Source organism: Micromonospora sp. HB375 (assembly GCF_017872985.1).
In the GTDB taxonomy this organism is placed as follows: domain Bacteria; phylum Actinomycetota; class Actinomycetes; order Mycobacteriales; family Micromonosporaceae; genus Micromonospora; species Micromonospora chalcea.
In genome coordinates, this window is sequence record NZ_JAGGJO010000001.1 from 1,204,269 (window position 1) to 1,223,208 (window position 18,940).

Below are 18,940 nucleotides of genomic sequence, written 5' to 3' on the forward strand. Positions count from 1 at the left end.
TTATCCGCTTTGCCCCACGCCTAGCCTGGGGGGATGACCGATCTTGACGCGCGTGAGCTGCGCGCCGCCTACGACGCACAGATCCGACCGGAGCTGCCGGACCCGCTGCCGGACGGGGTGACGGTGGAGCGCGACGGCCCGCTGTTCCGCGTGCTCGGCCTCGACCACCGCGGCTTCCTCACCTACCGGACGCTGGACGGCCTGGCCGGCGCCGAGCTGGACGCGCTGATCGCCCGGCAGGTCGAGGTCTTCCGGGCCCGGGGCGAGTCGGTCGAGTGGAAGCTCGCCGGTCACGACGAGCCGGCCGACCTGGGCGACCGGCTGCGCGCCGCCGGCTTCGTGCCGGAGGACCAGGAGACCGTGGTGGTCGGGCCGGTCGCGCCGCTCGCCGCCGCCGTTCCGGTGCTCCCCGAGGGGGTACGCCTGCGCGAGGTCACCAGCCGGGCCGACCTGGAGCGCATCGCCGCCATGGAGGAGGAGGTCTGGCGGGAGGACCGCAGCCACCTGGTGTACGGGCTGGCCCGGGAGGTCGAGGCCGATCCGCAGTCGATCACGATCGTGGTGGCCGAGGCCGGGGAGACGGTGGTCAGCGCCGGCTGGATCCGCTACCAGCGCGGCACCGGCTTCGCCAGCCTCTGGGGCGGCTCGACGCTGCCGCAGTGGCGCAAGAAGGGCATCTACCGGGCGCTCGTGGCGTACCGGGCGCGGCTGGCGCAGCAGCGCGGCAAGACGCTGCTGCAGGTGGACTGCTCGCCGGACAGCCGGCCCATCCTGGAGCGGCTCGGACTCGTTGCGGTCACCACCTCCACGCCGTACGTCTACACTCCGTGATCATGGAACGGTTGACGGCGGACGAGCGGCTCACCCTGAAGACCGGTGCGTTCGGCGCGGTCTTCCTGGTCTCCAACGCCGTACCCGGGGTGCTGGCGATGGTGCGGGAGAGCTTCGCCGCCTCCGGGGCGCTCGCCGAGGTGGGGGGCGTGGTCAAGGAGGCGCTCACCACCGGCCCGCTGCCGCAGCTGCCCCGGGACTCGGCCCTGGAGGTCGAGTCCGTGGTGCTGCCCGCGCTGGGCCGGTCGATGGAGATCCTCCGGGCCAAGTCGCCCGCCGACGCCGAGACGTACCGGTCGGTGGTGCTGGCCGCCGCGGAGCGGGTGGCGCAGGCGCACCGGGGGATCGAGCCCGCCGAAGCGGCGGCGATCGAGAAGATCACGCAGGCGCTGGCCGGATCGGTCTGATGCCGGTGACCTGCGTCACTGCGGGCGGCCGGGGCCGTCATGCTACTTGCGGGTAACATTGCGCTCGTGGGGAAGTGCACAGCTGCCCGCGGTTGACCCACGTTCCGTCACGCGGGAGGCTGCGCCCGTGACCGGGCGAGTGATCGCTACACCAAACAGGAGGGTCGTCGAAGCGCGATGAATATCGTCGTACTCGTCAAGCAGGTGCCTGATTCGGGCGCGGACCGCAGCCTGCGTTCTGACGACAACACCGTCGACCGCGGTTCGGCGAACAACGTGATCAATGAGATGGACGAGTACGCCATCGAAGAGGCGTTGAAGATCAAGGAAGCGCATGGTGGTGAGGTCACCATCCTGACGATGGGTCCGGACCGGGCGACCGAGTCGATCCGTAAGGCGCTGTCCATGGGCCCGGACAAGGCCGTCCACGTCGTCGATGACGCCCTGCACGGCTCCTGCGCGGTGGCCACCTCGAAGGTCCTCGCCGCCGCGCTCGGGCAGTTGAACGCCGACCTGGTCCTGTGCGGTGCGGAGTCGACCGACGGGCGGGTGCAGGTGATGCCGCACATGATCGCCGAGCGGCTGGGTGTGGCCGCCCTGACCGGCGCGCGGAAGCTGACCGTGGACGGCTCGACGCTGACGGTGGAGCGGCAGACCGAGGAGGGCTACGAGGTGGTGACCGCCTCGACCCCGGCTGTGGTCTCCGTGTGGGACACGATCAACGAGCCGCGGTACCCGTCGTTCAAGGGCATCATGGCGGCGAAGAAGAAGCCGGTGCAGACGCTCTCCCTGGCCGATGTGGGCGTGGCCCCGGCGGAGGTGGGCTTCGACGGCGCCACCAGCGCGGTGGTGGAGCACTCCAAGCGCCCGCCGCGCTCCGGCGGCGAGAAGATCACCGACGAGGGCGACGGCGGCGTGAAGCTGGTCGAGTTCCTCGCCACCGAGAAGTTCGTGTGAGAGGTCGCTGACATGTCTGAGGTTCTCGTCGTCGTCGAAGCCACCCGGGAGTTCGGCGTCAAGAAGGTCACCCTGGAGATGCTCACCCTCGCCCGCGAGCTGGGCACCCCGAGCGCCGTCGTGCTCGGTGGTCCTGGTGCCGCGCAGGCGTTGAGCGGCAAGCTGGGTGAGTACGGGGCGGAGAAGATCTACGCGGCCGAGGGTGAGGAGATCGACGGCTACCTGGTGGCCCCGAAGGCGACTGTGGTCGCCGACCTCGTCGCGCGGGTGCAGCCGGCGGCGGTGCTGCTGGCGTCGTCGCAGGAGGGCAAGGAGATCGCCGCGCGGCTGGCGGTGAAGCTGGACAACGGCATCCTGACCGACGTGGTCGGCCTGGCCGCGGACGGCACCGCCACCCAGGTGGCGTTCGCCGGCTCCACCATCGTCAAGGCGAAGGTCACCAAGGGCCTGCCGCTGGTCACCGTCCGGCCGAACTCGCTCAACCCGGTCCCGGCCGCGGCCAGCCCGGCGGTGGAGCAGCTCACCGTGTCGGTCACCGACGCGGACAAGCTCGCCAAGGTCGTGGAGCGGGTCGCCGAGCAGAAGGGCTCCCGCCCCGAGCTGACCGAGGCGTCGGTCGTCGTGTCCGGCGGGCGGGGTGTCGGTAACGCGGACAACTTCAAGCTGGTCGAGGAGATCGCCGACCTGCTCGGCGGCGCGGTCGGCGCGTCCCGCGCGGCAGTCGACTCCGGCTACTACCCGCACCAGTTCCAGGTCGGCCAGACCGGCAAGACCGTGTCTCCGCAGTTGTATGTCGCGCTGGGTATCTCCGGGGCGATCCAGCACCGGGCCGGCATGCAGACCTCGAAGACCATCGTCGCGGTCAACAAGGACGCCGAAGCGCCGATCTTCGAACTCGCCGACTACGGCGTGGTCGGCGACCTGTTCAAGGTCGTCCCCCAGGCCGCCGAGGAGATCCGCAAGCGCAAGTGAGCGTCGCGTGAAAAGGCCGCCGCCCGGTGCACCGGGCGGCGGCCTTTCTCGTAGGGAGCTGATCGGCGGGCCGGGGAGCTGAGCCGGCCCGCCGATCAGCCCGTCAGGGTGCCCCTCAGCAGGCTGTCGCCGGAGTGGCCGGGCTTGTTGTCGTACTGCTCCGCGCTGACGTCGACAACGGTGTAGGTGCGCAGGTCGACGTTCGGGGGGATCGGCAGCAGCGCGTCCCCCGAACCGTTGCTCAGCGTACCCACGGAGAACATCTTCATCGTGTTCGGATCGATCAGCCAGACCTCGTAGTACCCCGGAACGCTCGGGAGATTCGCCACGTGCAGATGCAATCGATTGTCACCGAGCACCCGGGCGTCGCCGGAGGCGTCCTTCGGCGTCGAGCCGAACGCGGCGAGCGGCGCGCTGGCCACCACCGGCGGGTCGGGGTCGGCCGGCTCGCCACCGCCGCCGCCGAGCACCGCGGCCGTGCCGGCCACGCCGATCACCGCGGCGGCGGTGGCGGTGACCGCCGTGGTCGCCCACCCCGGCCAGCGCCGGCTCCGCCGCGGACGACGTGCCACCACGGGTACGGCAGCCGGCTCCACCGGGTCGGCCGGGCGCGGCAGGCGCCGCTCGGTCAACGCCGGCAGCTCCTCGGCGGCCCGGATCTCGGCCACGATGCCCTGCCAGATGTGCTCCGGCGGGTCGGGCAGCTCCGCCAGGCCCTGCGTGCCCGCGCCGAGCCCGGCGACGTGCTGGAGCGTCTCCATCTCGCCCCGGCAGTGGTCGCAGGTGCCCAGATGGGTGGCCTCGCCGTCAGCCGCCTCGCTCTCACCGAGCGCCAGAAAGACCAGCCGGTCGTGGTCCAGGTGCTGCACCGTCCACCTCCCATCTGCGTTTCAGGCTCTGCATGCCGCGTCTGATGTGACTCTTGACGGTGCCGAGCGGCACTCCGGTCACCGCCGCGATCTGCTGATGTGTCAGGTCGTCGTAGAACGCCAGCTCCAGCATCCGGCGCTGCTCGTCGGGGAGCCGGGCCAGCTCGTCGGCGACCACCAGCCGGTCGACCACCGTGTCCGGGTCGGGGCCGGTGGAGACCGGTTCCGGCAGTTGCTTCACCGTCTCGACCACCCGGGTCTCCCGGGCTGAGGCCCGGATCCGGTCGACCACCTTGCGCCGCCCGATTCCGAGCAGCCAGCCGACCAGTGAGCCTTTCGCCGGGTCGAACGTCTCCCGGCCGAGCCAGGCGGCGACGAACGTCGCCTGGGTCACGTCCTCGGCGTCACTGCGGTTCACGAGCGTCGTGGTGGCCAGGTGCAGCACCGCCCGCCCGTACCTGTCGTACGCCTCTCGCAGGGCCGCCTCGTCGCCGTCGCGGAACCGGGTGGCGAGGTCGTCCTCGCCCGGCGGTTCGGGGCCCTGCCTGGCCGCCGTCACCGGGCGGCTCGCCTTCCGTGGGGCATGCCCGACTGTAACTCCCACAGCCCCCGCCCCACTCTCCCGGTGTGTCCGTCACGACCCTCGTCACCTCTCCTTCGTCGCCGGAGGCTCCGGCGGATGCGCCCGGAGACCGGAAAAAGAAATCGGATCCGGGCGCATCCGGGGGCCACGGAGCCGGCGTAACCCGTTCTGCAAGCCAGGCCTGACGAATCAGCATGAACTACCAGGAGGCAGACAATGCAGTACGCGATGTTCCGTCGGGTCGCCGCGGGCGGCGCGGTGGCCGCCCTCACCTTCGCCGGCGTCGGCGCCGCCACCATGAGCCCGGCCTACGCCGCCTCGTCGAAGGTCTCCGTGGTCCACGGCATTCCGGACACCCCGGTCGACGTGTACGTCAACGGCGAGAAGACGCTTAACAACTTCAAGCCGGGCGACGTGGCCGGCCCGCTCACCCTGCCCGAGGGGGAGTACGACATCGCCCTGACCAAGCCCGGCGAGGCGATCGACAAGGCGATCCTGAAGGTGGACGACGCCGCGGTGCCGGGCGGGGCGAACATCAGCCTCGCCGCGCACCTGAGCGCCGACGGCAACCCGCAGATCACGCCGTTCGTCAACGACGTGTCCAAGGTGGGCGCCGGCAAGGCCCGGCTGATCGTCCGGCACACCGCGGCCGCCCCGGCCGTCGACGTGCGGGCCGGCGGCAAGCCGGTCTTCGAGGACCTGACCAACCCGAAGGAGGCCAAGGCGGACGTGGCCGCCGGCTCGGTGAAGGCGGACGTGGTGCTGGCCGGCACCGACACCGTCGCCATCGGCCCGGCCGACCTGAACCTCAAGGAGGGCACCGCCACCATCGTCTACGCGATCGGCTCGGCCGAGGCGAAGAACCTGAGCGTGGTCGCCCAGACCATCACCGGCCTGCACTCGGCTCCGGGCGGCGTGCCCAGCGGCACCGGCGGCCAGGCCGGCACCGGCGTGGACACCTGGTGGTACGTGCTGGCCGGGGCCGGCGTGCTGCTCCTGGTCGGCGGCGGTGCGCGGGTGGCGGCAACCGCCCGGGCCGGTCGCCGGTGACGGTGCGCAACCGCGGGGCGCTGGCGGCGATGGCCGCCGGCGCCGCCGCGCTCACCCTGGCGGGCGTGGTGGCGTGCGGATCCGAGCCCGCCGAGGACGTCGGCGGCGACGAGGTGACGGCCCTGGCCAGTGCCACTCCCACGCCGGCCCCGGCGGCGACCGGCGGCGGTTCGGTTCCGGTGAACCCGGGCACGCTGCCCGCCGGCAGTGAGATCGTGCCGCCGGTGAAGCTGAGCATCCCGCCGATCCGGGTCACCGCCACCGTCAACCCGGTGGGCGTCAACGAGCGCACCGACGAGTTCGACGTCCCGCCCAGCGTGGACCAGGTCGGCTGGTACCGCTACGGCCCGGGCCTGGAGGCCGACGCCGGCTCGGTGGTGATCGCCGGGCACGTGGACAGCGCCGAGCAGGGCAAGGGCGCGTTCTTCCGGCTTCGTGAGCTGGGCCAGGGCGACAAGCTGACCGCCACCGGCGCGGACGGCCGCGAGCGCTCCTACCGGGTGGTGGCCCGGGAGGAGTACCGGAAGTCGAAGATCCCGCTCGAGCGGTACTTCGCGCGCGACGGCAAGCCCCGGCTCACGCTGATCACCTGCGGCGGGCCGTTCGACGCCAAGACCCGCAGCTACCGGGACAACATCGTGATCACGGCGGTTCCCGCGTGATCGCGGCCGTTCGGTCGTGAGCGGGCCGGACCGCCCCGGGTGGGACGGGGCGGTCCGGCCCCCGGCCGCGGGTTCGCAGGCCGTTAGGCTGAACGGTGATGGCATACCTTGATCATGCGGCGACGACCCCGATGCTGGACGAGGCACTCGAGGCGTACGTCGCGACCGCCCGCGAGGTGGGGAACGCGTCGTCGCTGCACGCGGCGGGCCGCCGTGCCCGGCGGCGGGTGGAGGAGTCCCGCGAGCGGGTGGCCGCCGCGCTCGGCGCCCGGCCCTCCGAAGTGATCTTCACCGGTGGCGGGACGGAGAGCGACAACCTCGCCGTGAAGGGCGTGTTCTGGGCCCGCCGTGCGGCCCGGGCCGACCGGGTCCGGGTGGTCTCCAGCTCGATCGAGCACCACGCCGTACTGGACGCGGTGGACTGGCTGGTCGAGCACGAGGGCGCCCAGGCCGGTCTCCTTCCGGTCGACGCGGTCGGCCGGCTCGACCCGGAGCGGTTGCGCGCCGAGCTGGCCGAGCACGGCGAGCGCGTGGCGGTGGTCACCGCCATGTGGGCCAACAACGAGGTGGGCACCGTCCAGCCGGTCGCCGAGCTGGCCGCTGTCGCCGCCGAGCACGGGGTGCCGTTCCACACCGACGCCATCCAGGCGGTCGGGCAGGTGCCTGTCGACTTCGCCGCCAGCGGCGTGTCCGCGCTCACCGTGACCGGGCACAAGCTCGGCGGGCCGACCGGCGTGGGCGCGCTGCTGCTGGCCCGCGACGTGGCCGCCACTCCGCTGCTGCACGGCGGCGGCCAGGAGCGCGACGTCCGCTCCGGCACGCTGGACACCGCCGGCATCGTCGCGTTCGCGGTCGCCGTCGAGGCCGCGGTGAAGGGCCAGCAGGAGTACGCGGCCCGCGTCGCCGCGCTCCGCGACGAACTGGTCGAGCGGGTCCGGCAGGCGGTCCCCGAGGTGATCTTCAACGGGGACCCGGCCGACCGGCTCCCCGGCAACGCGCACTTCTCCTTCCCCGGCTGCGAGGGGGACGCGCTGCTGCTGCTCCTGGACGCCCAGGGCATCGCCTGCTCCACCGGGTCGGCCTGCTCGGCCGGGGTGGCCCAGCCCTCGCACGTGCTGCTGGCCATGGGCGCGGACGACGACCGGGCCCGGTCCTCGCTGCGCTTCACGCTCGGGCATACCAGCACCGGCGCGGACGTGGACGCGCTGATCGCCGCGCTGCCCGCCGCTGTGGAGCGGGCCCGCCGCGCGGCCGCCCTCCGTACGCCCCGTTGACCCGGATACGCTCGGTGAGGACGAGGGGAGTGGGCCGGTGAGGGTTCTGGCGGCGATGTCGGGCGGGGTGGACTCCGCCGTCGCGGCGGCACGGGCGGTGGAGGCCGGGCACGACGTGACGGGCGTGCACCTGGCGCTGGCCCGCAACCCGCAGACCTACCGCACCGGGGCCCGGGGCTGCTGCACGCTGGAGGACTCCCGGGACGCCCGGCGCGCCGCCGACGTGCTCGGCATCCCGTTCTACGTGTGGGACATGGCCGACCGGTTCCACGACGACGTGGTGGACGACTTCGTGGCCGAGTACGCCGCCGGGCGTACCCCGAATCCCTGCCTGCGCTGCAACGAGAAGATCAAGTTCGCCGCGGTGCTGGACCGGGCCGTGGCCCTGGGCTTCGACGCCGTGGTGACCGGCCACCACGCCCGGCTCGGCGCGGACGGCCTGCTGCGGCGCAGCGTCGACGCGGCCAAGGACCAGTCGTACGTGCTGGCGGTGCTGAGCCGCGCGCAGCTCGACCGGTCGATCTTCCCGCTCGGCGACTCGACCAAGGCCGAGGTGCGCGCGGAGGCCGCCCGGCGCGGTCTCGCGGTGGCCGACAAGCCGGACTCGCACGACATCTGCTTCATCGCCGACGGCGACACCCGCGGCTTCCTCGCCGAGCGGCTCGGTGAGGCGCCCGGCCAGGTGGTGGACGCGCTCACCGGCGCGGTGGTGGGCAGCCACAGCGGCGCCTACCAGTACACCGTCGGGCAGCGGCGCGGCCTGCACCTCGACCGCCCGGCGCCGGACGGCCGGCCCCGCTACGTGCTGTCCATCACCCCGACCACCAACACGGTGACGGTCGGCCCGGCCGAGGCGCTGGAGGTCTCCGACGTACGCGCGACCCGCCCGGTGTGGACCGGCGGGCCGCGCCCGGACGGGCCGGTCGAGTGCGAGGTGCAGCTGCGGGCGCACGGCGACGTGGTGCCGGCCGCCGTCGAGGTGGACGCCGACGGCCTGCGCGCGTCGTTGCGCCGCCCGGTCCGGGGTGTCGCCGCCGGCCAGGCGATCGTGGCCTACCGGCCGGACCCGGCCGGCGACGTGGTCCTCGGCTCCGCCACCATCACCGCCGCCTGACCTCGCATCGGCAGCGGATAGGCTGCGGCCGTGACTGAGCAGGCATGGCCCTGGCCCACCGGAGCGGCGACCGGCATCGGGTCGCTGCCCGGCACCGACATCGCCGAGGCGCAGCGGATCGTGCTCGGCGAACTGCCCACCCTGCCGCACCTGCCCGAGCTGCCCGCCCGGGGACCGGGCGCGGACCTCGTCGGCCGCACCGCCGGCCTGCTCGTCGAACTGCCCGTCGAGCTGTACGCGGCCCGCTGGCGGATCGCCCCGCGCCCCGGCCGTGACCTGCGCCGCGCCCGCGACCTGATGGAACGCGACCTGGACCAGCTCGCCGAGCAGGCCGAGGAGTACGCCGGCCCGGTAAAGGTCCAGGCCGCCGGCCCGTTCACCCTGGCCGCCGCGCTGGAGCTGCCAATCGGCGGCCGGATGCTGCGCGACCCGGGCGCGGTCCGCGACCTCGCCGGCTCGCTCGGCGAAGGGTTGCGCGGGCACGTCGAGGCGGTCGCCCGGCGGCTGCCCCGCGCCTCGGTGCTGCTCCAGCTCGACGAGCCGTCCCTGCCGACCGTGCTGGCCGGGCGGGTGCCCACGGAGAGCGGCTTCGGCACCCACCGCCCGGTGGAGACCGAGGTGGCGCGGGGACTGCTGCGCGACGTGATCGACGCGGCGGGCGTACCGGCTCTGGTGCACTGCTGCGCGCCGGACGTACCGCTGGAGCTGATCCGCTCGGCCGGTGCGGTGGGCGTCGCGCTCGACCTGTCGCTGGTCACCGACCTCGACCCGCTCGGCGAGGCGATCGACGCCGGGCTCGGGCTGCTGGCCGGCGCCGCGCCGACGCTGCCACCGGCCTCCGGCCGGGCGCCGACGTCGGCCGAGGTCGCCGGCCGGGTCCGCCGGGTCTGGGACCAGCTCGGCTTCCCCCGCCGCCGGCTGGCCGAGCAGGTGGTGGTCACTCCCGCGTGCGGCCTGGCCGGCGCCACCCCGGCGTACGCCCGCGCGGTGCTCACCGCCTGCCGTGACGCGGGCCGGCGGCTGGCCGAGGACTGACGTTTTCCGTCGTACCCGCCGGGCACGATGACCGGCATGATTGGACGACTGCGTTCCACAGTGATCGACTGCCCCGATCCGCGCGCGCTCGCCGCCTTCTACTCCGAGCTGCTCGGCCTGCCCGTGGTGGAGGAGAACTCCGACGGCGACGAGTGGGTGGTGCTCGGCGGGCCACCCGGGCACCAGCCGCGGGTGGCCTTCCAGCGGGCGCCGGGCCTGCGCGCCCCCGACTGGCCCGACCCGGCCCGGCCGCAGCAGTTCCACCTCGACGTGAGCGTCGACGACATCGAGGCGGCCGAGAAGGCGGCGCTGGCGCTGGGCGCACGGCGGCTACCCGGCGAGGGGGAGGGCTTCCGGGTCTACGCCGACCCGGTCGGCCACCCGTTCTGCCTCTGCTGGGACTGATCTTCCCGGGCTTGCGCGGCGGAGGCATGATCGCCACCGTGACCGCCTCCACCGCCACCGGCCGCGTCGCCGGCTCGCTGTTCGGCCTGGCCTACGGCGACGCCCTGGGCAAGCCGACCGAGTTCCTCACCGTCACCGAGATCGTCCGGCGCTACGGCCCGGGCGGTCCGCGCGAGCTGACCGGCGACCCGGCCCTGGTCACCGACGACACGCAGATGGCGCTCGCAGTGGCGTGGGCGCTGCACGAGGCGCCCGCGTACACGGCCGAGGCGGTGGAGCCGCTGCTGCGGCAGCGCTTCGTCGACTGGTCGGTCAGCCCGGAGAACAACCGCGCGCCCGGCATGACCTGCCTGCGGGCCTGCGCCGAGCTGGCCCGGGGCGCCCGCTGGCAGGAGGCCACAGTCGCCGGCTCGAAGGGCTGCGGCGCGAACATGCGCGTCACCCCGGTCGGGCTGCTCGACGTCGACCTCGACACCATGGCCGGGCTGGCCCAGCTCCAGGCCGGGCTCACCCACGGCCACCCGACCGGGCTGGCGGCCAGCGAGCTGACCGCGTACGCGGTCCGGCTGCTGCGCGACGGCGCGGCGCTGCCCGAGCTGCCCGGCCTGCTCACCGAGCGGGCGCGGGAGCAGCGCACCGTCTACCGGGAGGACTGGCTGGGTGACCTGTGGCAGCGGCCCGGCGAGAGCGACGCGGCCGGGTTCGTCGCCCGCGGCTGGGACGACTGCCTGCGGGTGCTCGACCGGCTGGAGGCGGCACTCGCCCGTCCCGACGACGGCGGCGACCCGTGCCGGTTCACCGGCGAGGGTTGGATCGCCGAGGAGGCGCTCGCGACCGCGCTGCTCTGCGCGTTGCGTCACGCGGACGACCCGGTCGGCGCGCTGGCCCGGGGCGCCACCACGGCCGGTGACTCGGACTCCATCGCCGCGCTGGCCGGCGCGTTCGCCGGTGCCGCGTACGGCATGGCCGCCTGGCCGGCCGGGTGGGCTGACCGGATCGAGTACGCCGGTCAGCTCGCCGCGCTCGCCGACGCGCTCGACGCAGGGGCGTCGCAGCGCTGAGGTCCGGAGGCCGCCGGCGTCAGCCGGTGAGGTGGTTCAGGCGGCGCACGCCCCGCCACAGGTCCGGGTCGCACGTGCCGGCCCGGTCGGCGAACGCGGTGAGCGGCACCGGGATGGGCTCGCTGATGTCCAGGTAGCTGTCGTGGTCGGCGTCCGGGTCCCAGCTCCGGGTCGGGATCGGCAGGTGGTCGTCCCGGTCCGACTTGTCCTGACTGGTGATCTTCAGGACCTCGGCGTCCCCGTCGTCGACCCGCAGCACCAGGCAGGGCCGCACCTTGGAGCCGGTCCCGTCGGCGTAGGGCACGTCCGCCCACCAGATCTCCCCGGGCCGGGGCTCGTCCCGGTCCGTCCGCCCGGCGCCGCGCGGCCGTGGCGGGACGCCACCCCGGTCACCCCGTGCGCCGGCGCCGGTCCGGCCACCGCGCCCGGAGCCCGGCCGTCGCCCGTCGGCCCGGCCGCGCGCCCCGGCGGAACGGTCGGCCGACCGGCGGCGCCACTCGTTCCAGAGCCAGCCGGCTGCGACGCAGGCCACGATCACCAGTGCCCAGAGAACTCCGTCGCGCATCAGTACCCGCCTTCCGACCGTTCCCGCACAGCGCCGCCGAGGCGATGGTCGCACGCCCGGGGCCGGACCGCGCGGGGGCGTGACGCGCGCCGGTTCGCCCTGCTCGTGCGGGTGGCCGGACTGTTGTCACAGCCGACCGCTACGGTTCTCGGGTAGCGCGAGCACGGGAGGCGACAGCGGTGTCCGAAGGCGGCGGCGTGTCCGAAGAAGCGGTTCCCACTGCGGCCGACGCGGCCCAGGAGGCGGCGGCGGGGGCCGAGCCGACCCCGGCGGCCCGGGAGCGGCACGCCACGCTCAGTCAGGAGCTGACCGAACACCAGTACCGCTACTACGTGCTGGACGCGCCGACGATCACCGACGCGGAGTTCGACGCGCAGCTGCGGGAGCTGGAGGCGCTGGAGGCGGAATACCCGGCGCTGCGCACCCCCGATTCGCCCACCCAGCGCGTCGGCGGCACCTTCTCCACCGACTTCACGCCGGTCGCCCACGCCGAGCGGATGCTCTCGCTCGACAACGCCTTCGCCGACGAGGAGCTGGCCGCCTGGGCCGAGCGGGTCGAGCGCGACGCCGGCGGCCCGGTGCCCTACCTGTGCGAGCTGAAGGTCGACGGGCTGGCCATCAACCTGACCTACTCCAAGGGCCGGCTGGTGCGCGCCGCCACCCGGGGCGACGGCCGCACCGGCGAGGACGTCACCGCGAACGTGCGCAGCATCAAGGGCGTGCCGGCCCGGCTGACCCCGGCCGACGACTTCCCCGACGTGCCGGATCTGATCGAGGTGCGCGGCGAGATCTACTTCCCGGTGGCCGCGTTCGCCGACCTCAACGCGAGCCTGGTCGAGCAGGGCAAGGCGCCGTTCGCCAACCCGCGCAACGCCGCCGCCGGCAGCCTGCGCCAGAAGGACCCGCGGGTCACCGCCTCCCGCCCGCTGCGCCTGGTGGTGCACGGCATCGGCGCCCGCACCGGCTTCCGGCCGGCGGCGCAGTCCGAGTCGTACGCCGCGCTCAAGGCGTGGGGGCTGCCCACCAGCGACCGCTGGCGGGTGGTGGACGACCTCGCCGGCGTCGCTGACTACATCGCCTACTACGGCAAGCACCGGCACGACGTCGAGCACGAGATCGACGGCGTGGTGGTCAAGGTCGATCCGGTCTCCATCCAGGGCCGCCTCGGCTCGACCAGCCGGGCCCCCCGCTGGGCGATCGCCTTCAAATACCCGCCGGAGGAGGTGAACACGAAGCTGCTCGACATCGACGTCAACGTCGGGCGCACCGGCCGGGTCACCCCGTTCGCCGTCCTGGAACCGGTCCGGGTCGCCGGCTCCACGGTCGCGCTGGCCACGCTGCACAACGCCCGCGAGGTCGAGCGCAAGGGCGTGCTCATCGGCGACACGGTGGTGCTGCGCAAGGCCGGCGACGTGATCCCCGAGGTGCTCGGCCCGGTGGTCGAGCTGCGCCCGGCCGACGCCCGTCCGTTCGTCATGCCGACTACCTGCCCGGCCTGCGGCACGCCGCTCGCGCCGGCCAAGGAGAGCGACGTCGACATCCGCTGCCCCAACGGGCGCGCCTGCCCCGGTCAGATCCGCGAACGGGTCTTCTACCTGGCCAGCCGCAAGGTGCTCGACATCGAGGTGCTCGGCGAAAAGGGCGCGGCGGCGCTGCTGGACGCGCAGATCATCACGAACGAGGGCGACCTGTTCCAGCTCGACGCCGAGCAGTTGAGCCGGTCACCGTTCTTCGTCAACAAGGACGGCAGCCTGGGCAGCAACGCGGTCAAGCTGCTCGACAACCTGGCCGAGGCCAAGGAACGCGACCTGTGGCGCGTGCTGGTGGCACTGTCCATCCGGCACGTCGGCCCGACCGCCGCCCAGGCGCTCGCCCGGCACTTCCGGTCGGTCGACGCCATCGAGGCCGCCGGCGAGGAGGAGCTGTCCTCGGTGGACGGCGTCGGCCCGACCATCGCCGCGAGCGTCAAGGAGTGGTTCGCCGTCGACTGGCACCGCGACATCGTGCGCAAGTGGGCCGAGGCGGGCGTACGGATGGCCGAGGAGGCCGCCGACGAGGGGCCACGACCGCTCGACGGCGTCACCGTCGTGGTCACCGGCACGCTCAGTGGGTTCAGCCGTGACCAGGCCGCCGAGGCGATCCAGGTCAGGGGCGGCAAGGTGACCGGCTCGGTCTCCAAGAAGACGGGGTTCGTGGTGGTCGGCGACAACCCGGGTTCCAAGGCCGACAAGGCGGCCACGCTGAAACTGCCGATCCTCGACGAGGACGGCTTCCGGGTGCTGCTGGACTCCGGCCCGGACGCGGCCCGCGAGGTGGCCCGGGTGGAGGACTGACGGGCTGGTCACGGCGATCGTCCGCGGATACCAAGTTAATTACGACTCCGACCGATTCGTGACTGTCGTGTCGGGGAAACCGCCTCGGAGGGCGTTTCATTGGCGTACGGCGCGTGACGGCGCGCGCCACGACGTTGCCCCCGGGAGGTGCGATGGAGACCGGCGACCCGCGTAACTCCGTCCCGCCCGGGCGGAGCGGGCCGTTCTTCGGCTTCGTCGGCGCGGTCGGCGTGGTGGCCGTACTTGTCTCGGCCGGGCCGCTGATCGCGCTCGCCGACCGGTTGACCGAGCTGCCGGCCGCGTTCTGGACCATGGCGGCGCTCGCCGTCGCCTGCGACGCCCGCCCGTTCGTGCCGCCCGGGCGGCGGCAGACCTCGGCCGTGTTCCCGTCGACCTGCTTCACCTTCGCCATCCTGCTCGGCTGGGGCTTCGGCCCGGCGGTGGCGGTCCAGGCAGTGGCCGTCGCGGTGAGCGGCTGGCGGCTCGGGTACGCGCCCTGGCGTACCGGCTTCAACGCCGCGCAGTACGCGTGCGCGCTCGCCGCCGCGTACGCGGTCAGCCGGCTCGGTCCGGGCGAGCTGTTCGGCGACGGCCGGCTGCACTGGACCGACGTGGCGGCGGTGGGCGGCGCGACGCTCGCCTGGTTCGTGGTCAACTACGGGCTGGTCAGCTCGGCCGTGCGGCTGCGGTTCGGCGACCGGTGGTGGCCCAGCGTGCGCAGCGGGCTGGCGTACGAGCTGCTGTCCACCGGTTCGCTGCTGCTGCTCGCGCCGGTGCTGGTGGCCGCCGCCCGGGCCAGCGCGGCGCTGATCCCGCTGGTGCTGGTGCCGCTGTTCGCCGTCTACCGGATGGCCCGGCTGTCCGAGGAACGGGAACAGCTCGCCGACGTGGACCCGCTCACCGGGCTGCCCAACCGCAAGGCGCTGCTCACCGAGGTGGCCGAGCAGGTGCACCTGCACGGCGAGCGGGCAGCCCGGGGCGCGCCGGACGCGCACCTGGCGCTGCTGCTGCTCGACCTCGACCGGTTCAAGCACGTCAACGACGCGCTCGGGCACGCGGTGGGGGACCGTCTGCTGGTCGAGGTGAGCGCCCGGCTCATGGGCGTGGTCGGCGCCGGTGACATGGTGGCGCGACTGGGCGGTGACGAGTTCGCCATAGTCGTACCCCGGCTCACCGACATCGACCAGGCCCGCGAGCGGGCCGACCGGGTGGTCGCCGCGCTCGCCGAGCCGGTGCCGCTGGACGGGTTGCCGCTGGACGTGGGCGGTTCGATCGGCATCGCGCTCTACCCGGACCACGGCGAGGATTTCGCCACGCTGATGCGCCACGCCGACGTGGCCATGTACGACGCGAAGCATCGCAACGACACGGTGGCGGTGTACGCGCCGGAGTCCGACCACAACTCGGCCGAGCGGCTGAGCCTCCTGGCCGACCTGCGCCGGGTGCTGGAGTCGGGCCCGTCCGCGCAGGGCGGGGAGACGGTGGGCGTACGCGGGGGTGACGGCGCGGCACTGACGCCGGCGCTGTCGGCGCCGCGACCGGCCCGGGCCGAGCGGCCGTCGCGCAACCAGCGCCCGGCGCGCGACGACGGCCGGGGCGGCGGACGCTCCGGCGACGGGCCGAACCGGTGGCTGCGGCGTCGTCGGGACCGCGCCGCGGAGCGGCACGACGACGACCTGATCGAGCGGATCCTCACCGGCGCCGACCCGATCCGCAGCCGGGCCGCGCGCGCCGGAGCGGTGGTGGCGACGCCAGTGGTCGGTGGCGGGGACGCCGACGCGGCGGAGACCGGCACCGGGCGCGACACGGAGGCCGCGCACGAGACCGACACCGGGCACGACGCGCAGGCCGCGGTGAGCACCGGCGCGCCCGGCGTCATCGGGCCGACCGCCGACGGGAGCGCCGAGCCGGAGGACCAGTCCGGGCACCCGGGCGAGATCACCATGTACTACCAGCCGCAGATCGCGATCGCGACCGGCGAGGTGGTGGGCGTCGAGGCGCTGCTGCGGTGGCGGCACCCGCGCCGCGGCATGGTCGACCCGGGCGAGCTGATCCAGGTCGCCGAGCAGAGCGCGGTGATGCGGCTGCTCACCCGCCGCGTGGTGGACGACGTGGTGGAGCAGCTGGCCAAGTGGTCGGCGGCCGGGCTCACGCTGCGGGCCGCGCTCAACGTCAGCGTCCGTGACCTGCACACCGGCGAGATCGCCGACCAGATCGCCGACCGGCTGGCCCGGTACGGGGTGCCGCCGCAGCGGCTCCAGGTGGAGATCACCGAGGGCGCGCTGATGGCCGACCCCCGGCGGGTGCTCGCCAGCATCACCCAGCTGCACCGGATCGGCGTCGGCATCGCGCTGGACGACTTCGGCACCGGCTACTCGTCGCTGCAACACCTGCGCCGGCTGCCGCTGTCCGAGGTGAAGGTGGACCGCTCGTTCGTCCTCGGGATGGCCGACGACCCGGACGACGCGGCGATCGTCCGCTCGATGATCGAGCTGGCCGGCGCGCTCGGGCTGCGGGTGGTGGCCGAGGGCGTGGAGGACGAGCGCACCTGGCGGCTGCTGCACGCCGCCGGATGCGACGTGGCGCAGGGCTGGTTCCACGCCCGGCCGATGCCGGCCGAGGACCTGGTGGCCTGGTTGTCGCGCTACCGTCCGGTGCGCCCGGTGGAGGCCGGGAGCCGCAGCGGTGCGGCGCCGGAGGGGGAGGCGAAGGCGTCGTCGTGACGGCGGGACAATAGACTCGCTCCGGTCACCGCGCGTCATCCCGTACGCGCGGCCGGCCCACCGCAGACGTCTCAGGACAGCCACGAAGGGGGCACCCGATGGCCGCCATCTCCCGCGAGGAGGTCGCGCACCTCGCGCGACTGTCGCGGCTCGCCGTCACGGAGGAGGAGTTGGACACCTTCGCCGGCCAGCTGGATGTGATCCTCCAGTCGGTCGCGCAGGTCGGCGAGGTCGCCGCGGCGGACATCCCGCCGACGTCCCACTCGGTGCCGCTGACGAACGTGCTCCGCGAGGACGTCGTACGGCCGGGTCTGACCCCGCAGGAGGCGCTGTCGGGCGCACCCGACGCCGAGGAGCAGCGGTTCCGCGTCCCGCGGATCCTGGACGAGGATGTGGCCTCATGAGCGAGCGCAGCGAGCGAATCATCGGGCCCAGCATGGCTGTCGCTCATGACGGCACGGAGCGAAGCGGAGTGCCGGCATGAGCGACTTGACCAAGCTGAGCGCTGTTGAGATCGCCGGGCTGGTGGCGAGCGGCGAGACCTCCGCCGTCGAGGTCACCCAGGCCCACCTGGACCGCATCGGCGCCGTCGACGACCGGGTGCACGCGTTCCTGCACGTCGACACCGAGGGGGCGCTGGCCGCCGCGCGTGCCGTGGACGAGCGCCGCGCCGCCGGTGACGAACTCGGCCCGCTGGCCGGTGTGCCGGTCGCGGTGAAGGACGTGCTCACCACCAAGGGGGTACCGACCACCGTCGGGTCGAAGATCCTGGAGGGCTGGCGCCCGCCGTACGACTCGACCATCGTCGAGCGGCTGCGCGCCGCCGGCACGGTGATGCTCGGCAAGACGAACATGGACGAGTTCGCCATGGGCTCCTCCACCGAATACTCGGCGTACGGGCCGACCCGTAACCCGTGGGACACCGACCGGATCCCGGGCGGCTCCGGCGGTGGCAGCGCGGCGGCGCTGGCCGCGTACGAGGCGCCGCTGTCGATCGGCTCGGACACCGGCGGCTCGATCCGCCAGCCCGGCGCGGTCACCGGCACCGTCGGCGCGAAGCCCACCTACGGCGGCACCTCCCGCTACGGCCTGGTGGCGTTCTCCTCGTCGCTGGACACGCCCGGCCCGTGCGCGCGTACCGTGCTCGACGCCGCGTTGCTGCACGAGGTGATCGGCGGTCACGACCCGCGCGACTCCACGTCGATCCCGGCCCCGGTGCCGGACGTGGTGGCCGCCGCGCGCCTCGGCGCCACCGGCGACCTGACCGGCGTGAAGCTCGGCATGGTCACCGAGTTCATCGGCGAGGGCGCGGAGCCGGGCGTGATGGCCGCGTTCCGCGACGCGGCCGAGGCGCTGGCGAAGCTGGGCGCGGAGATCGTCGAGGTTTCCTGCCCGCACTTCAAGTACGCGCTGCCGGCCTACTACCTGATCGCGCCGAGCGAGTGCTCCTCCAACCTGGCCCGGTTCGACGGCGTCCGGTTCGGTCTGCGGGTCGGCGACGACGGCAACCGGTCGCTTGAGGAGGTCATGTCGCTGACCCGCGAGGCCGGCTTCGGCCCCGAGGTCAAGCGCCGCATCATGATCGGCACGTATGCGCTCTCCTCGGGCTACTACGACGCCTACTACGGCCAGGCGCAGAAGGTCCGCACCCTGATCACGCGGGACTTCACCAGCGCGTTCGAGCAGGTCGACGCGCTGATCTCGCCGACCACGCCGTTCGTGGCGTTCCCGCTCGGGTCGCGTACCGCCGACCCGTACCAGATGTACCTGGCGGACCTGTTCACCATCCCGACGAACCTGTACGGCGGCCCGGCCATCTCGGTGCCGTGCGGCCTGTCCGACGGGCTCCCGGTGGGCTTCCAGATCATGGCGCCGACCATGGCGGACGACCGGATGTACCGGATCGCCGCCGCGCTGGAGAGCGCCGTCGGCACGCTCACCCCGCCGACGATCTGAACCGGACGGTACGGAGGCGGCCCGCCCGCCTCCGTACCGACACGGTGATCACCGATCAGGGGATTGCCGGGGGTCACTGGCACTGGTCGAATAAACTGCGAGTCTGCTGGATCGACTGGACTGTGGCCCGCTGGCGGACGCGA

The 18,940-nt window shown here is 73.7% G+C and carries 18 protein-coding genes; 15 read left to right on the plus strand and 3 right to left on the minus strand.

The features are described from left to right. Positions 1–33: 33 nt before the first annotated feature. The 4 genes from J3R08_RS05895 to J3R08_RS05910 all read left to right on the plus strand — a co-directional run bounded on the left by J3R08_RS05895 (position 34) and on the right by J3R08_RS05910 (position 3,167). Positions 34–831: a GNAT family N-acetyltransferase gene (locus J3R08_RS05895; protein WP_043326068.1), complete on the plus strand. Its 798-nt coding sequence runs from the start codon at positions 34–36 to the stop codon at positions 829–831. Positions 832–833: 2 nt separating this feature from the next. Beyond that, positions 834–1,238, plus strand: a complete 405-nt coding sequence (locus tag J3R08_RS05900) for a hypothetical protein (protein ID WP_030500918.1) — start codon at positions 834–836, stop codon at positions 1,236–1,238. Between the two features lie 177 nt (positions 1,239–1,415). Further along, the gene (locus J3R08_RS05905) at positions 1,416–2,195 is read left to right on the plus strand and encodes an electron transfer flavoprotein subunit beta/FixA family protein (RefSeq protein ID WP_209960305.1); all 780 of its coding nucleotides are present in this window, start codon (positions 1,416–1,418) and stop codon (positions 2,193–2,195) included. Positions 2,196–2,207: 12 nt separating this feature from the next. After that, on the plus strand, positions 2,208–3,167 hold the full coding sequence (locus tag J3R08_RS05910; protein WP_209960307.1) for an electron transfer flavoprotein subunit alpha/FixB family protein: 960 nt from the start codon (positions 2,208–2,210) through the stop codon (positions 3,165–3,167). Positions 3,168–3,262: 95 nt separating this feature from the next. On the opposite strand, the gene J3R08_RS05915 is transcribed toward J3R08_RS05910, so the two are convergent. Then, a complete protein-coding gene (locus J3R08_RS05915) occupies positions 3,263–4,036 on the minus strand; it encodes an anti-sigma factor (protein WP_064446974.1) in 774 nt (257 codons plus the stop codon). Next, on the minus strand, positions 3,990–4,595 hold the full coding sequence (locus J3R08_RS05920; protein ID WP_013284457.1) for an RNA polymerase sigma factor: 606 nt from the start codon (positions 4,593–4,595) through the stop codon (positions 3,990–3,992). The genes J3R08_RS05915 and J3R08_RS05920 overlap by 47 nt, the downstream gene beginning before the upstream one ends. A 240-nt stretch (positions 4,596–4,835) precedes the next feature. Between J3R08_RS05920 and J3R08_RS05925 the strand changes: the two genes are divergently transcribed. The 7 genes from J3R08_RS05925 to J3R08_RS05955 all read left to right on the plus strand — a co-directional run bounded on the left by J3R08_RS05925 (position 4,836) and on the right by J3R08_RS05955 (position 11,220). Further along, on the plus strand, positions 4,836–5,669 hold the full coding sequence (locus J3R08_RS05925) for a DUF4397 domain-containing protein (RefSeq protein ID WP_069087611.1): 834 nt from the start codon (positions 4,836–4,838) through the stop codon (positions 5,667–5,669). After that, complete coding sequence (locus J3R08_RS05930; protein ID WP_209960310.1) at positions 5,666–6,331, plus strand: class F sortase; 666 nt, start codon at positions 5,666–5,668, stop codon at positions 6,329–6,331. Before J3R08_RS05925 ends, J3R08_RS05930 begins: the two co-directional genes overlap by 4 nt. A 98-nt stretch (positions 6,332–6,429) precedes the next feature. Then, complete coding sequence (locus J3R08_RS05935) at positions 6,430–7,605, plus strand: cysteine desulfurase family protein (RefSeq protein ID WP_113971863.1); 1,176 nt, start codon at positions 6,430–6,432, stop codon at positions 7,603–7,605. A 37-nt stretch (positions 7,606–7,642) separates the two neighbouring features. After that, positions 7,643–8,719: a tRNA 2-thiouridine(34) synthase MnmA gene (mnmA, locus tag J3R08_RS05940; RefSeq protein WP_069087612.1), complete on the plus strand. Its 1,077-nt coding sequence runs from the start codon at positions 7,643–7,645 to the stop codon at positions 8,717–8,719. Between the two features lie 30 nt (positions 8,720–8,749). Then, positions 8,750–9,754 carry a methionine synthase gene (locus tag J3R08_RS05945; RefSeq protein ID WP_209960312.1) on the plus strand — a complete coding sequence of 335 codons (1,005 nt, stop codon included), beginning with the start codon at positions 8,750–8,752 and terminating at the stop codon, positions 9,752–9,754. 36 nt (positions 9,755–9,790) lie between these two features. Continuing rightward, on the plus strand, positions 9,791–10,159 hold the full coding sequence (locus J3R08_RS05950) for a VOC family protein (RefSeq protein WP_181373736.1): 369 nt from the start codon (positions 9,791–9,793) through the stop codon (positions 10,157–10,159). A gap of 26 nt (positions 10,160–10,185) precedes the next feature. Beyond that, positions 10,186–11,220, plus strand: coding sequence for an ADP-ribosylglycohydrolase family protein (locus J3R08_RS05955; RefSeq protein ID WP_043326052.1), 1,035 nt, complete (start codon positions 10,186–10,188; stop codon positions 11,218–11,220). Between the two features lie 19 nt (positions 11,221–11,239). Here J3R08_RS05955 and J3R08_RS05960 read toward each other — a convergent pair whose 3' ends face one another. After that, on the minus strand, positions 11,240–11,785 hold the full coding sequence (locus tag J3R08_RS05960) for a type II toxin-antitoxin system PemK/MazF family toxin (protein WP_209960313.1): 546 nt from the start codon (positions 11,783–11,785) through the stop codon (positions 11,240–11,242). A 179-nt stretch (positions 11,786–11,964) separates the two neighbouring features. On the opposite strand from J3R08_RS05960, the gene ligA reads away from it, so the two are divergent. The 4 genes from ligA to gatA all read left to right on the plus strand — a co-directional run bounded on the left by ligA (position 11,965) and on the right by gatA (position 18,797). Beyond that, positions 11,965–14,118: an NAD-dependent DNA ligase LigA gene (ligA, locus tag J3R08_RS05965; protein ID WP_083296931.1), complete on the plus strand. Its 2,154-nt coding sequence runs from the start codon at positions 11,965–11,967 to the stop codon at positions 14,116–14,118. 152 nt (positions 14,119–14,270) lie between these two features. After that, complete coding sequence (locus J3R08_RS05970) at positions 14,271–16,841, plus strand: bifunctional diguanylate cyclase/phosphodiesterase (RefSeq protein ID WP_069087616.1); 2,571 nt, start codon at positions 14,271–14,273, stop codon at positions 16,839–16,841. Between the two features lie 98 nt (positions 16,842–16,939). Next, positions 16,940–17,245, plus strand: a complete 306-nt coding sequence (gene gatC, locus J3R08_RS05975; RefSeq protein WP_013284468.1) for an Asp-tRNA(Asn)/Glu-tRNA(Gln) amidotransferase subunit GatC — start codon at positions 16,940–16,942, stop codon at positions 17,243–17,245. A 76-nt stretch (positions 17,246–17,321) separates the two neighbouring features. Continuing rightward, positions 17,322–18,797, plus strand: coding sequence for an Asp-tRNA(Asn)/Glu-tRNA(Gln) amidotransferase subunit GatA (gene gatA, locus J3R08_RS05980; RefSeq protein ID WP_043326045.1), 1,476 nt, complete (start codon positions 17,322–17,324; stop codon positions 18,795–18,797). Positions 18,798–18,940: the final 143 nt, after the last annotated feature.

Coding starts and splice junctions, on each gene's coding strand:
- J3R08_RS05895 (WP_043326068.1), top strand. CDS start 34: ATGACCGATCTTGACGCGCGTGAGCTGCGCGCCGCCTACGACGCACAG.
- J3R08_RS05900 (WP_030500918.1), top strand. CDS start 834: ATGGAACGGTTGACGGCGGACGAGCGGCTCACCCTGAAGACCGGTGCG.
- J3R08_RS05905 (WP_209960305.1), top strand. CDS start 1,416: ATGAATATCGTCGTACTCGTCAAGCAGGTGCCTGATTCGGGCGCGGAC.
- J3R08_RS05910 (WP_209960307.1), top strand. CDS start 2,208: ATGTCTGAGGTTCTCGTCGTCGTCGAAGCCACCCGGGAGTTCGGCGTC.
- J3R08_RS05925 (WP_069087611.1), top strand. CDS start 4,836: ATGCAGTACGCGATGTTCCGTCGGGTCGCCGCGGGCGGCGCGGTGGCC.
- J3R08_RS05935 (WP_113971863.1), top strand. CDS start 6,430: ATGGCATACCTTGATCATGCGGCGACGACCCCGATGCTGGACGAGGCA.
- J3R08_RS05950 (WP_181373736.1), top strand. CDS start 9,791: ATGATTGGACGACTGCGTTCCACAGTGATCGACTGCCCCGATCCGCGC.
- J3R08_RS05955 (WP_043326052.1), top strand. CDS start 10,186: ATGATCGCCACCGTGACCGCCTCCACCGCCACCGGCCGCGTCGCCGGC.
- J3R08_RS05960 (WP_209960313.1), bottom strand. CDS start 11,785: ATGCGCGACGGAGTTCTCTGGGCACTGGTGATCGTGGCCTGCGTCGCA.
- J3R08_RS05970 (WP_069087616.1), top strand. CDS start 14,271: ATGGAGACCGGCGACCCGCGTAACTCCGTCCCGCCCGGGCGGAGCGGG.
- gatC (WP_013284468.1), top strand. CDS start 16,940: ATGGCCGCCATCTCCCGCGAGGAGGTCGCGCACCTCGCGCGACTGTCG.
- gatA (WP_043326045.1), top strand. CDS start 17,322: ATGAGCGACTTGACCAAGCTGAGCGCTGTTGAGATCGCCGGGCTGGTG.